The 14,268-nt window shown below is 64.1% G+C and carries 10 protein-coding genes; 5 read left to right on the top strand and 5 right to left on the bottom strand.

Annotation, left to right across the window (positions count from 1 at the left end):
- Positions 1–980 precede the first annotated feature (980 nt).
- On the top strand, positions 981–2,693 hold the full coding sequence (locus tag MUN73_RS02805; protein WP_250138931.1) for a Cdc6/Cdc18 family protein: 1,713 nt from the start codon (positions 981–983) through the stop codon (positions 2,691–2,693).
- A 147-nt stretch (positions 2,694–2,840) separates the two neighbouring features.
- Here MUN73_RS02805 and MUN73_RS02800 read toward each other — a convergent pair whose 3' ends face one another.
- A complete protein-coding gene (locus MUN73_RS02800; protein WP_250138930.1) occupies positions 2,841–3,935 on the bottom strand; it encodes a S26 family signal peptidase in 1,095 nt (364 codons plus the stop codon).
- 197 nt (positions 3,936–4,132) lie between these two features.
- Here MUN73_RS02800 and MUN73_RS02795 point away from each other — a divergent pair, with 197 nt between their 5' ends.
- On the top strand, positions 4,133–5,725 hold the full coding sequence (locus MUN73_RS02795) for a DNA-directed DNA polymerase II small subunit (protein ID WP_250138929.1): 1,593 nt from the start codon (positions 4,133–4,135) through the stop codon (positions 5,723–5,725).
- A gap of 74 nt (positions 5,726–5,799) precedes the next feature.
- Positions 5,800–6,708, top strand: a complete 909-nt coding sequence (locus tag MUN73_RS02790; RefSeq protein ID WP_250138928.1) for an amidohydrolase family protein — start codon at positions 5,800–5,802, stop codon at positions 6,706–6,708.
- A gap of 48 nt (positions 6,709–6,756) precedes the next feature.
- Here MUN73_RS02790 and MUN73_RS02785 read toward each other — a convergent pair whose 3' ends face one another.
- Complete coding sequence (locus MUN73_RS02785; RefSeq protein ID WP_250138927.1) at positions 6,757–8,439, bottom strand: acetate--CoA ligase; 1,683 nt, start codon at positions 8,437–8,439, stop codon at positions 6,757–6,759.
- 123 nt (positions 8,440–8,562) lie between these two features.
- Entirely contained in the window at positions 8,563–9,000 is a 438-nt protein-coding gene (locus MUN73_RS02780) for a hypothetical protein (RefSeq protein WP_250138926.1), read from the bottom strand.
- A gap of 234 nt (positions 9,001–9,234) precedes the next feature.
- Here MUN73_RS02780 and MUN73_RS02775 point away from each other — a divergent pair, with 234 nt between their 5' ends.
- On the top strand, positions 9,235–10,413 hold the full coding sequence (locus MUN73_RS02775) for an aspartate kinase (protein WP_250138925.1): 1,179 nt from the start codon (positions 9,235–9,237) through the stop codon (positions 10,411–10,413).
- Between the two features lie 113 nt (positions 10,414–10,526).
- Positions 10,527–10,685, top strand: coding sequence for a hypothetical protein (locus tag MUN73_RS02770; RefSeq protein WP_250138924.1), 159 nt, complete (start codon positions 10,527–10,529; stop codon positions 10,683–10,685).
- 149 nt (positions 10,686–10,834) lie between these two features.
- On the opposite strand, the gene MUN73_RS02765 is transcribed toward MUN73_RS02770, so the two are convergent.
- Positions 10,835–12,385, bottom strand: a complete 1,551-nt coding sequence (locus tag MUN73_RS02765; RefSeq protein WP_250138923.1) for a lipopolysaccharide biosynthesis protein — start codon at positions 12,383–12,385, stop codon at positions 10,835–10,837.
- A gap of 172 nt (positions 12,386–12,557) precedes the next feature.
- Positions 12,558–14,204, bottom strand: coding sequence for a long-chain fatty acid--CoA ligase (locus MUN73_RS02760; protein ID WP_250138922.1), 1,647 nt, complete (start codon positions 14,202–14,204; stop codon positions 12,558–12,560).
- Between the last annotated feature and the right edge of the window lie 64 nt (positions 14,205–14,268).

Here is a 14,268-nt window from a genome sequence, read left to right as displayed (position 1 = left end):
ACCCGCCACGCTGACAAACTCGTGATATGTGAGGCCAAGAGGCGAGTGATAGCAAAAGGCGAACGACCCCGAACCGATCGGGACGGGAAGCCGATCGGTGAGGAGCGGAACACCCCCACCCCTTCGTTTCAACTGGAGAGTGCCGAGGGAGTCCCGGGTCGGATAGCCGGATCCACGTGGACGGGACGAGCTGGACGCCCTCCTTTCGACTCGAACCCGTTCGTCGGACCCGCTATGGAGAGAATCGAGGCGAATCGATATCTCTAGTAACAAAGACGGCTGAGAACGCTAGATCTAGCAGAGTCTAGTAACAAACAACAGTCTTTCTAGTAAATGTACTACTTTGCTAGTAGTACGGATGCTGTTTTTCCACAACCATCATAAAACTTCTCGTTCTTAGAACCCCCTCCCCCACCACCCCACCTTCGAGTCTCTCCACCCGAAACGAAGGGGTGGGGGGCTAGAGCCGGACTTCATACTAGGAGACTAGAATGGTAATATTATAATTCTCTCCGTCCGATCGATCCCTTTCTCTCCCCGATCATTCTCCCTCTCTGATCAACCTCTTCTCCTCGACCACTCTCCCTCTCCGATCGATCTCTCCCTTCATCGCCGACTAACCAGTCGTCCCATCGATCGATCAAACCAGTTGTCCCATCGATCAATCAATGTTCTTCGCTTCCGTCACTCGACCATCCACGCAGATCATCACTTCGTCACGTCATCAGGTCCCAGGGCGATCCGCTCTTCCCCTCGAGGAGTCGCTTCTCTCCTGTTCGATCGCGCCTGCCGATCCGGTCGGCACGTTGAATTGAATGGAAGAATTTAATACGCCGGTCTTCCACTGTTTCGTTTGCATCAACTGGACTCGGACCGAGGACCTGGAATAGTAGATACGGCTCAGAAGGCCATCTGCGGACCGATATTCCTGTATTCGGGGTCCGAACTCCACTCGAAACAAGGGGGTACGTGTACGACGGATGTCAGACGACGACACAGAAACCACGAGAACCGACGTCGACGTAGACGATGTCGACGTCGAGGGAGAGCGGACGGCGGGCTTCTCGACGGACTTCGGGAGTTCCGACATCGCCGACGACGAGTCGAACCAGGGGCTGTTCGACGATCTTCTCAGTGGCGAACCGATCTTCGAGAACAAGGAAGTGTTGCGTCCGTCCTACACGCCACACGAGCTCCCCCACCGAAGCGACCAGATCAACAAGATGGCGACGATTCTGGTCGCTGCACTTCGTGGGGAGACGCCCTCGAACATCCTCATCTACGGCAAGACGGGAACGGGCAAGACCGCGAGCGCCAAGTTCGTCAGCAAGGAACTCGAGAGCACGTCACAGAAGTACAGCGTCCCGTGTGACGTCGAGTACATCAACTGCGAGGTGACCGATACCCAGTATCGCGTCCTCGCACAGCTGGCCAACAAGTTCATCGAAAAGAACGAGGCCCGCATCACCGATCGCATCGAGACGCTCGAATCCCTGCGCGCGGACGTAGACGACTACGACGACGCTGGCGCACGATCGACCGACGATGGGTCCGATCTCTTCGGGGACGTCGCGACGGACGGGACGCCCGGTCGGGCGTCGAACGACCCCAACGAAACTGGTTCAACTGGAGACGATATCGACTTCGCGTCTACCGAATCTCCAGTCGAAACAGAGGGGTCGACCGGTGACGCCGCGGCCGACGATCGAGAACTCCCGCTGGACCACCCGCTCGCCTCGACGCCGTTTGCCTCCCGATCGGAACTCGAGGACCGGATCGACGAACTCGAGGCCGACCGGGACTCGTTCGAGGAGGTTCCGATGACCGGGTGGCCGACGGATCGGGTCTACAGCGTCTTCTTCGACGCCGTCGATTACGACGAGCGCGTGGTCGTGATCATGCTCGACGAGATCGACAAACTCGTCGAGAAGAGCGGAGATGATACGCTCTACAACCTCTCGCGGATGAACTCCGAACTGGAGAACTCGCGGGTGTCGATCATCGGGATCAGCAACGACCTGAAGTTCACGGACTTCCTCGATCCCCGGGTCAAGTCCTCGCTCGGCGAGGAGGAAATCGTCTTCCCGCCGTACGACGCGAACCAGCTCCGGGACATTCTCCAGCACCGATCGGACGTCGCGTTCAAAGAGGGCGCGCTCTCCGACGACGTGATTCCCTTGTGTGCCGCCTTCGCGGCCCAGGAACACGGGGACGCGCGCCGCGCGCTCGATCTGCTCCGGACCGCGGGCGAACTCGCCGAGCGCGCTCAAACGGAGACGATCGTCGAGGAACACGTCCGCCAGGCCCAGGACAAGATCGAACTCGATCGCGTCGTCGAAGTCGTCCGCACCCTTCCCACGCAGAGCAAACTCGTCCTCTTCTCGATCATCCTCCTGGAGAAGAACGGCGTTCACAGCATCAACACGGGCGAGGTGTTCAACATCTACAAGCGCCTCTGCGAGGAGATCGACGCCGACGTGCTGACCCAGCGCCGGGTCACCGATCTCATCAGCGAACTCGACATGCTCGGGATCGTCAACGCGGTCGTCGTCTCGAAGGGCCGGTACGGTCGAACCAAGGAGATCAGCCTCTCGGTTCCACTCGAAGAGACGGAGGCGGTCCTCCTCTCGGACTCCCGGCTGTCCGACATCGACGACATCCAGCCGTTCGTCCAGGCGCGATTCGAGAACTGAGTTGATCGGCGTCGATAGCGGTACTTTTCCGGCAGTCAGGTTTCGCCGTTCCAACTCGACATGCTCGGGAAGTAGAAACGGGCGTGTTCGGCGACCTTGTGAATCGCTGGTCACTTCGAGAATCGACGATCACTTCGAAAATCGTCGTCAGAACCGACGTCGCGAGACGGCGACGGCAGCGGTCACGCCGGTCGCTGCGACGCCAGCGACGCCAGCGCTCGCGGCCCCGACGGCGGGTGTTCCCGTCGCGGCGGGACCTGCTCCGGCGGGACTCGCCCCGACGATCGTCGGCGACGTGGTGACGGTCCCGCCGAGAATCGTGTCGAAGGTCAGGCGGACGTGGCCGAGCCAGGGGATCCGGAACATCGCCTTCCCCGTGACCCATTCGGGTTTGACGACGGAGGACTTGGGACTCAACCCGACCTGGTCGTAGTTGTAGTTCGCGTCGCCTTTCGTCACGAACCCGTCGTGGGGTGCCGGACAGGACCGGATATCGTTGCAGTCGTTTCCGTTGAGATACGACGGATTCGCCTGGGTCGTGACCCAGTTCTCGCCCTCCTCGACGTAGAAGTGGGCCCGGTGGATGATCGGCGTCCGGTGATCCGTCCCGTCCGGCCTGAAGACGATGACGTCGCCGGGGTTGCCGAACTTCTCGTGGTCACTCTCCTGTCCGTTATCAAGCGTGACGACCCCGGTGCCGGCGGCGGAACCGTCGCCGACGAACCGATCGTCGTCGACGACGAAGACGAGGTCGCCGCGTTCCATGTTCGGTTCCATGCTCCCGCTCTCGACGGCGACCAGCGGCGGCCAGATCCCGCTGACCCCGAACAGCAAGAGTCCGACGACCGCGACGATCGCCACGCTGCTCAACACGTCGCGGGCGAAGACGACGGTTCCGTCGTCCGTGTTCAGGAACCAGCGGATCACGCCGTCGTCCTCGATGGTGACGGCGTCGCCGTCGCCTCGATCGCCGGTGTTTGCGGCTGTACCCACGGTGGCGTCTCGATCGCCGTTCGAGCCGGCGACTGCGCTGTCGCCAGTCGAGTCAGTCTCGTCACCGGCGGTTCGATTCGACGTCCCGTCGGTTCGCCGGGTCGAATCGTCGGACGACCGTGTCGAGGTATCTTTCGCGTGCGTCTCGTCCGGAGCGTCGGTCCCATCCGACGGCGGCTCGTCGCGGGTGTCGGGAGCGTCGTCACCGTGGCCGTCGTCGGCGGAGTCTCCGGAATCGGGACCGCTCATCGTCCCGTGTTTTGCCGGGGCCGGCAATCAACGTTTTGTTCGGGCTGGTTCGACCGCGACGCTCGAATCCGATCGTCGATACCTCCTGGATCGGGATACGCTCCGCTACCGGATTCGATCGAGATCGAGGCTGCTACGTTTCCGGATTCGATCGGGCATTCGCTACGTTTTTCCCCGCGGTCACGAATGCGAGGGGTGTGCCACTCGAGGGCCCGGCCCGGATCGTCAGCGAACTCACCAGTCGCGGGTACAACGCCGAACGTGAGGCGGTGACGAAGATCGCGTCCGCGGACGATTCCCGGGCCGTCCTCGAGCGCGTCATCGAATCGCTCCCCGAGGGAGCCCTCGTCGTCACGACCGACCACGTCGACGCGGCCCTCGATGGGAGCCAGCTGACTGGACCCTCCTCCGATCGATCCGGCGATTCGACCGACGCCGCGGCGCAGTCCGCGGCGAGCCCCTCCACGACCGACCCCTCCGTTTCAACTGGAGAGTCCTCTCCGAATTCGACGCACGAGGTCGGGCCGTCTCCAGTTGAAACGGAGGGGTCTTCGTCGGTCGCCGATCGATCGGTCGATCCGGACCTCCGGTCGCTCGAAATCAGCAACGACATGACCGGGGCGAGTACCGGGACCGGCGAGTACAGCGACTTCGTCTCGGTCTTCCGGGATCGGCTCGATCGTCTCGGCTCGAAACTGCGGAGTCGCGTCAACCACCGCCCGGCGACGGCGATCGAGTCGATGCCGGGCGGCGAGGAAGTCGCGATGGTCGGACTGGTCAACGACGTCCGATCGACGGCCAGCGGCCACTGGCTGGTCGAACTCGAGGACGCCACGGGCACCTTCCCGTGGCTGGTGATGAAAGACCGGGAGTACGTCGACCTCGTGGACGAACTGCTCTGTGACGAGGTGCTCGCGATGGAGGGGACGCTGGCGGACGATTCGGGGATCGCGTTCGTCGACTCGATGCACTTCCCCGACGTTCCCCGGACCCACGAGCCCTCGACGGCCGATCGGCCGGTTCAGGCGGCACTCATCAGCGACGTCCACGTCGGCAGTCAGGAGTTCATGGCGGACGCGTGGAATCGCTTCGCCGACTGGCTCCACACCGAGGCGGGCGAGCGCGTCGAGTACCTGCTGCTCGCGGGCGACATGGTCGAGGGCGTCGGCGTCTATCCCGACCAGGACGAGGAACTCGACATCGTCGACATCTACGAGCAGTACGAGGCGTTCAACGAGCACCTGAAACGGGTGCCCGGCGATCTCGAGATCGTCATGATTCCCGGCAACCACGACGCGGTGCGACTCGCCGAGCCCCAGCCCGGATTCGACGAGGAACTCCGGGAGATCATGTCGGCTCACGATCCACGCATCGTGAGCAATCCGTCGATGGTGACGATCGAGGGGGTGTCCGTGCTCATGTACCACGGCGTTTCGCTAGACGAGGTGATCGCCGAACTGCCCGAGGAGAAAGCGAGCTACGACGAGCCCCACAGGGCGATGTACCAGCTCCTGAAGAAACGCCACGTCGCGCCCCAGTTCGGCGGCCACACCCGTCTCGCACCCGAGGAGCAGGACTACCTCGCGATCGACGAGGTCCCCGACATCTTCCATACCGGACACGTCCACAAACTCGGGTTCGGCAAGTACCACAACGTGCTCGCGATCAACTCCGGCTGCTGGCAGGCCCAGACGGACTTCCAGAAGAGCGTCAACATCGATCCCGACGCGGGATACGCACCGATCGTCGACCTCGATACGCTCGACGTGACGGTCCAGAAGTTCAGCTAGCGGCCCGGGTCCGGCCTCTTTGCGGGCAGTACAGCTATCACTCCTGATCCGGTATGGACCGGTGTCCGACAGCTATGGTACCTTCCGATCGACGGTCGGCGGCAGAGGAGCCCCCATCCGCGTTTCGCCCGGCAATCGACGCCCACACGCACGTGTTCCCCGATCGCCTCGCCGCCGCGATCCAGCGGACGCTCACCGAGGAGGCCGGCTGGGAGTTTTCCTCGCCGACGTCCCGAACGGGAATCGAGGACGTCCTTCGATCGGCCGGCGTCGCGGCCTACGTCGCCCTCCCGTACGCCCACGAGCCCGGACTCGCGCGCGACCTGAACGCGTGGCTCGGTGCGCAGGCCGAGGCGTCGACGTTCATGATCCCGTTCGCGACTGTCCATCCCGACGACGAAGACGTCGCCGACGTCGTTCGCGAGGCGTTCGAGAACGGGGCTCGCGGCCTGAAGATTCACTGTCCGGTCCAGGAGTGTCGTCCCGCGGACTCGCGCATCGAGCCCGCACTGGAGGTCGCGACCGAGTACGATCGGCCGATCACCTATCACGGCGGCACTGCGCCGATGTTCGAGGACAGCCCCTACGTCGGTGCGGACGCGTTCGCGGAGGTGGTGAACTCGTACCCGGACCTTCGGGTCTGCTGTGCGCACATGGGAACCTACGAGGTCGATGCGTTCCTCGATCTGGCGCGGACCAATGAACAGGTCTACCTCGACACGACGGTCGCGATGTCGGCGTCGGCCCCCGAGACGATGGGCTTCGACCCGTCGTCGATCGCCGACGAAACCCTGATCGACCGCTCCGACTCGATCATGTACGGCTCGGACTTTCCGAACGTCCCGTACCCCTACCGCGAGGAGCGTGCCGGACTGCTGGCCCGTGATCTGCCCCGCGAGACGGCCCGCGACATCTTCTACCGGACCGCGATCGACTTTCTGGGACTCGAGGACGATCCCGTACTCGAAACGGGATCTACCTAGGGAGGCGCGCTCCCGGGTCCCCGATCTGGAACCGGTTCCGACGCGCAGTCAGTCGGCCTCGACCTCCTCTTCGGCCTCGTCCTGGAGTTCCGTCCGGCGAATCTTCCCGGTGACTGTCTTCGGGAGTTCGTCGCGGAACTCGATCTCGCGTGGGTACTCGTGAGCCGAGAGTTCGTCGCGGACGTGAGTCCTGATCTCCTCCTTGAGGTCCTCGGAGGGTGTCGCGGCCTCGCTGGGGACGACGTACGCTTTCACGATGTTCCCTCGCTCCCGGTGGGGTTTCGGCACGACTGCGGCCTCGGCGACGGCCTCGTGCTCGCCGAGCGAACTCTCCACTTCGAAGGGCCCGATCCGGTACCCCGAGGAGAGGATGACGTCGTCGGCCCGGCCCTCGAACCAGAAGTAGCCGTCTTCGTCCACGTTCGCGAGGTCACCCGAGAGGTACCATTGTCCGTCCGGGCCGTCGACGAAACACGACTCGGTCTGTGCGGGCTTCTCCCAGTACTCCGCGAAGAAACAGGGGTAGTCTCCGCGCTGAGCGATCTCGCCCGTCTCGCCGGGATCGAGCACTTCGCCGGTCTCGGGGTCGACGACGGCGGCCTCGATGCCGGGAAGCGGCTTGCCCATCGACCCCGGCCGGACCTCCATCGTCGGGTAGTTGTTGATGATCATGTTCCCCGTCTCGGTCTGGCCGTAGGTGTCGTGGATCGTGACGCCCAGCGTCTCCTCGCCCCACTCGACGACGCCCGCCGAGAGGGGTTCGCCGATCGACAGCGCGTGGCGCAGATCGAGCGACACCCCCTCGAGGACGTCCTCGTGCTCGCGGAGCATGCGGTAGGCCGTCGGGATGGAGAACAGCACGGTGACCGGGAACCGATCGAGCAGGTCGGCCCACTCCGCGGGGTCGAACTCGCCCTCGTAGGTGAACAGCGCGGTCCCCCAGAACCACGCGCCCAGCGTGTTGATCGGGCCGGTCAGCCACCCGAGATCGCCCGTCGACCAGTACAGGTCGCCCTCCTGGAGGTCGACGGCGTACTTCTGGGTGGCGGCGACGCCGGTGACCCACCGGTGCTTGTGGAGAACGCCCTTTGCCAGCCCGGTCGTTCCGCTGGTGTAGTACAGCAGGGCGTCGTCCTCGCCGCCGGTGTCGGCCGGTTCGTACTCGCGACTCGCGGTCTCCATCTCGTCGTGGTAGCTGACGTCTCCGCGCAGGATTCCCGTCCCGTCGTCGCTGACGACGATCACGTGTTCGACGGATGGGGCGTTCTCCAGCGCATCCGCGACGGTGTCACGGTTCTCGGCGGTGGTGACGATCGCCTTCGTGTCGCAGTCGTCCAGGCGGTAGGAGATGCCGTCAGGACCGAACCGCTCGTTGATCCCGCCGAAGACGGCCCCGCGCTTTACCGTCCCCACAAGCGCGACGTAGTGTTCCGGGATCCGCGGCATGTACGAGAAGACGCGATCGCCCTGCTCGATCCCGAGGCTCTCGAGGACGTTCGCGAACCGGTTCGTCCGCTCGGCCAGTTCCCAGAACGTCAGCGTCGTCAGATCGCCGTCTTCGCTCACCTGGTAGAGCGCCACCTTCTCCCTGTTCTCGGCGTGGCGATCGCAGACCTCGTGTGCGATGTTGATCCGGTCCGGTGCGTCCCAGTCCGCCGCGTCGTAGATGTCCTCCCACGAGAATCCCTCGCGGACCTGCTCGTAGTCGGGCATGTTGTGATCCGATGGCATACATCGCGGGAGGCACCGTTGTCGGCAATAATTGCTTCGGTTATTCTCGACACTACGGATATGATAAAAATAACGTCGGCCGTCCGGTCTGGATCGACGGCGTTCGGTGGGGGGCGAGGCTCCTCAGGGATCGAGACGGAACCGGACCGTCTGCGACCCGTTGAACCGGGGGCCGTTTCCCCGTCTTTCGAAGCCCAGTTCCTCGGCCGCCGACTCGATCAGTTCGGCCCCGGGCGTGACCAGCACCTCGACGGCCATCGACTCCTGTTCGGCGAACCGGACCGGTTCGGCCAGCAGCCGCTCGCAGGCCTCGCTCGTACCGTCGAGCTGGGTGACGTGGACGGTGTCCTCTCTCGCGTCGAAACTGATGAACCCGAGCAGATCCTCCGGATCCGAGCCGTCGTACTGGGAGTCGCCGACGTCGGCGTTCGGGTCGCGCGGGCCGTCCTCGGCGACGCGGACCGTCCGATCGTGAACCAGATTTCGCATGACGTCCGTCGGAGAGTCCGCGATCGACGCCAGCGCGTCGGCATCGGCCTCGAGTGCGTCCCGTACGTTCATTTGCGTGTGGCAATGCTACCCACGAACATAAATCCCGCCCGCAGTTCACGACGAGCGGACAGTCACGAGGTCCGATCGATCCCGCTCGAGGAGGGCGATTCGGCGATCGGTTCCGGGCAAAAGCCCGGTAAAAATGCGGGCAATGGGACACAGTTATCTGCTCGCTCTGGTTACGCACTGGCACATGAGCCACGCCACCGGTACGCGAACGAACCGCAATTGCGAGGTGCCAGTATGCGCGTCGTAGCCAAGTTCGGCGGGACGAGTCTCGGGAGCGGCGATCGGATCAACCGCGCGGCGGATTCGATCGCGGCGGCCGTCGAGGACGGCCACGAGATCGCCGTCGTCGCGAGCGCGATGGGATCGACCACCGACGAACTGCTCGAGGAGATCACTTTCGAGACCGACGAGGCCGATCGGGCCCAGATCGTCAGCATGGGCGAGCGGACCTCGGTCCGGATGCTCAAGGCGGCGCTATCGGCCCGGGACATCGACGCGACCTTCCTGGAGCCCGGCAGCGACGACTGGCCGGTCGTCACCGACGAGTACGGCGAGGTCAACGTCGAGGAGACCCAGCGACGCGCCGGAGAGGTCGCCGCGGAGCTCGACGGGACGGTCCCGGTCATCACCGGCTTCCTCGCGGAGGGACCGGACGGCTCGATCACGACGCTGGGCCGCGGCGGCAGCGACACGACTGCGGTCATGATGGGCAAGTACATGGACGCCGACGAGGTCGTCATCGTCACCGACGTCGAGGGCGTCATGACCGGCGACCCGAACGTCGTGGAGGGAGCCCGCAACGTCGGCGAGATCTCGGTCGACGAACTCCGGAACCTCTCGTTCCGCGGGGCCGAGGTCGTCGCGCCCTCCGCGCTGTCGTACAAGGACGGCAACCTCGACGTCCGCGTCGTCCACTACCAGCACGGCGACCTCCTCTCGGGCGGGACCAGCATCGAAGGCGAGTTCCAGAACCTCGTCGACCTGCGCGAGCGCCCGCTGGCCTGTCTCACCGTCGCCGGCCGGGCGATCCGCAACCAGCCCGGCGTCTTCTACCATCTCTCTGAGGCCCTCTCCGAGAGCGACGTCAACATCGACGCCGTCGCGAGCGGCCTCGACACCGTCACGTTCTACATCGACGAGGAGGAGGCCGAACGCGCCGAGAACATCCTCCACCGAGAGGTCATCGCGCGCGACGAACTCTCGAGCGTCACCGTCGACGAACCGATGGCCGTCGTCCGCGTGACCGGCGGCGAACTCCCGAACCAGCCCGGCGTCATCAGCGACATCGTCAACCCGCTGGCCGAGGCCCGGATCAACGTCCAGGACATCATCACCAGCGCGACCAGCGTCGCCATCTTCGTCGACTGGGACGATCGGGAGGAGACCCTCGAGTTGACCCAGGACCTGTTTTAGACTCCTGTGGAACCTGTTCTAGACCCTCCTATTTATCACACGAACGGCGTGTTCGATCGGCACTGAGATGTCAGTACGTCAAATTTTTCACGCGTTGCGGGGTATCCTCGGTCATGAGCCTCCGTGACTCGCTCACCGAACTGGAAACGATCCTCGACGGGGAGGAGATGACCGGCAAACAGGCGGCGATCATCATCTCCGTCTGGATGGGCGCTGTCGTCGCCTTTGGAGCGGTCTCCTACCTCGTCGTGTTCGTGCTGATGGACTTCTGATACGGATTGCTGTAACGGTTTACTGGCGCAACCGCCGCCCGGATCGCGGTTGCGCCGGAAATGACTTGCAGTAAACTGTATGACTCGATCGACGGCGCCGGTACACGACGTATCTTCGCTGCTCCCGGCTCCAAAACGGTTCCATTCGCCTACGCGGATCGAGTGGCCGTTTGTAGCGTCTCGGTCAGGTCGGTCCGATACCGATCGACGAGTTCGCGAACGACGAGTCGATCGCGAGGATCGATACCGAGTACGTGGAGCGACACGATGTAGCTTCCCAACCCGGCGACACTACCGAGTACGGGGGCGAGACTACTCGAAACGCTGACGCGGATCGTCCACATGACGAGCAGCGTGACGCCGCCAGCCGCGATCGGCGTGAGGAACGTTCGATCGAACGGCCACAGGCCCTCGAACCGTCGGAGGAGGAGCACCTGAATGCCGTTCTGGATGGCGATCGCGAGCGACGTGCCGAGGGCGGCACCGACGAGGCCGAACTGGACGATGAACGTGTACGTCAGCGCGACGTTGAGGGCGGCGAGGAGCCAGTCGAGGAGCATTCGAGCGTACTGATGGTCGGTCATCATCAGGAGCCACCCGGTCGCCCCCACGGCGCTGCCGACGAACACGCCGCCGAGATACACGACCAGTGGCACGTACCCCTGCGTGTACGTCGGGCCGAACAGCGCGAGGAGGTCTCGCCCGTAGACGAGGAGGATCGCGAGAACGGGGACGACCGTGGTGACGATCAGCCGCGTAACGGACGTGTAGATCTCGTTGAGCACCTCGATCCGACCGTCGGCGTACAGTTCCGATGCGACCGGCGGTAACAGCTGGTTGAACGACTGCAACGGAATCCACGCGATCGCGATCAACACGAGGAGGGCGTTGTACACGCCGGCCGCAACCGTCGTCAGTAACGCCCCCACCAGGAGCACGTCGACGCGGTTCTGGAACACTTTTCCGAGACTACTCATCGCGACGGGAGCCGCATGATTGTAGAATCGTCGAACCTCGCTTCGGGCCTCGCGCAGAGACGGCACGATTCCCGTCACACGCGCCGCGATCGGGGCGGCGAGCGCTGCGAGGACGCCAGTGCCGACGACGATCGCGCCGGCGACTCCGACGACCGAGTATCCGAGGGCGAGTGCCGCGGTCGCACAGCCGAACCGAACCCCCGGGCGGAGCAGTTTGTTGAACACTACCTCGCCGCGGGCGGAGCCGACTGCCCGGAAGTTTCCGGAGACGATCGTGACGACGCCGAGCAACACCACGAGGAATCCGAACCCGCGCATCGTCGGCACGAACGACGGCTGGTCGACGGTGAGTTCGTTGATCCACGGGGCCAATCGCCAGACGCTGATCGCCAGTACGACGCCGAACCCGACCGTCGTCGCGTACGCTAACCCGACGACGACCGACTGGCGCTTCGGCGTTCCGTCGTATGCGGGGACGTATCGCTGAAGCACCGGCACGCTCCCGAAGGTCACGATCCGGACGAGTATCTGTGCGATCCGCCACGCCATCGCGTACACGCCGTAGGCCATCGGGCCGAGGCCTCGTGCGAGGACGACCTCGACCGCCGTCGTCAGTGCCCGTTGTCCGGAAATCCCGCCGGACGTGACGACCGCGCCGTGAGCGATCGTCAGGAGGGCGTCTCGCTCGTCGTCCGGAACCGTCTCCTCATCGTCTCGACTCACTATCGTACCCGTATCACTTCATCTGATGGTGAAAAGTCAATCGTTCCAGGGAATGTCGAATCGGTCGCTGTTTGATTCGTACCGAATACGACGAGAGAGGCTACGAATCGAGCGATCCGATCGTCCGAAAGCGGGAGAAGACTCCGTGTGCGATACCCGCCGTAGACCGGACTTACTCGGCGTCCGGGTCCGGAGCGTCGTCGAGAAGCGACTCGATATCGTGTTGCTCGCGGAGCGTCTTCTTGTCGAACTTGCCCGTAGCGGTCTTTGGAACCTCGTCGATGTGGACGACCGAGTCCGGGGTCCACCACTTGGGGTAGTCCTCCATGAGGAACTCGTTGAGTTCCTCGAGGAAGGCGTCCTCGTCGATCGCGGCGTCGTCCGTCGGGACGACGAACGCGACGGGTCGTTCCTGCCACTTCTCGTGGGGTGCGCCGACGACGGTCGCCTCGCTGACGTCGTCGTGGGCCATGATGGCGTTCTCGAGTTCCTGGGAGGAGATCCACTCGCCGCCGCTCTTGATCACGTCTTTGGCGCGATCGACGATCTTGATGTAGCCGTCCTCGTCGACGGTGACGACGTCACCGGTCTTGAGCCACGACCCCTCGAAGTCCGACTCGTTGGCGTCGGGCCGCTTGAAGTAGGAGTCCGTTACCCACGGACCGCGGATGTAGAGTTCGCCGAAGTCCTCCCCGTTCCAGGGGACCTCGTTCCCGTCGTCGTCGACGACCTTGAACTCGAGGCCGGGGACGACCAGGCCCTGTTTGGCCTGCTTCTTGTACTGTTCTTCTTTCGAGATGTCCTGAAGATCGGCCTTGAGGTGGGCGACCGTCCCGATCGGGGACATCTCGGTCATGCCCCAGGCGTGGACGACCTCGACGCCGAGGTCGTCGTACTGGCGGATCAGGCTCTCCGGCGCGGCGGCGCCGCCGATGACGATGCGCTCGAGGCTCGAGAGGTCGGCGTCGTTCTCCTGGAGGTACTCGAGGACGCCGAGCCAGACGGTCGGGACGCCGGCGGTCATCGTGACGCCTTCCTCCTCGATCAGCTGGACCAGATCGGCGGGGTCTGGCGACGGGCCGGGGTAGACGTGTTTCGCACCGGCGGCCGTCGTGGAGAACGGCAGTCCCCACGCGTTGACGTGGAACATCGGGACGACGGGCATGACGACGTCGTCCTCCTCGATGCCGAGGCCCTGCGGGGTCAGGGTGGCCATCGTGTGCGCCCAGAGCATCTTCTGGGTGTACTCGACGCCTTTCGGCTTGCCCGTCGTTCCGGAGGTGTAACACATCCCGGCGGGGTTCTCCTCGTCGAGTTCGGGCCAGTCGTACTCCGCGTCCTGCGCGCCGACGAACGACTCGTAGTCGGTGACCGGTTCGAGGCTCGTCTCGGGGACGTCCGAGCCCATGACGACGAACTGTTCGACGGTCTCGAAGGCCTCCTCGTCGTAGGCCGCCTCGAACGGCTCGAGCAGCGACTGGTCGACGAACAGCACCTTGTCCTCGGCGTTCTGGACGATGTACTGGACGTGCTCCGGCGGGAGCAGCGGGTTGATCGTATGGAGCTGGCCGCCGATGTTCGGGGCCGCGAAGTAGACCTCGGCGTGGCGGTGGTGGTTCCAGCAGAACGTCCCGACGCGATCGCCGTCCTCGATCCCCGCCTCCTCGAGGGCGTTCGCGAGCTGTCGCGTTCGATCGGCGTACTCGCTGTAGGTGTTGCGGACGATCCCCTCGTGGGTTCGCGAGACGACCTCCTGCTGGGGGTGGAGGCGCTCGGCGCGCCAGAGAAACGGCTTCAGTGTCTGATCGTATCCGGCCATAATTTCTTCCCAGTGGTTGCTTGCGAATCGACTGTAATAATAGTAGGTGCCGGTCCGCCGCTGG

Source organism: Halosolutus amylolyticus, from assembly GCF_023566055.1.
Taxonomy (GTDB): Archaea; Halobacteriota; Halobacteria; order Halobacteriales; family Natrialbaceae; genus Halosolutus; species Halosolutus amylolyticus.
This window is presented reverse-complemented; position numbering and strand designations above follow the sequence as displayed.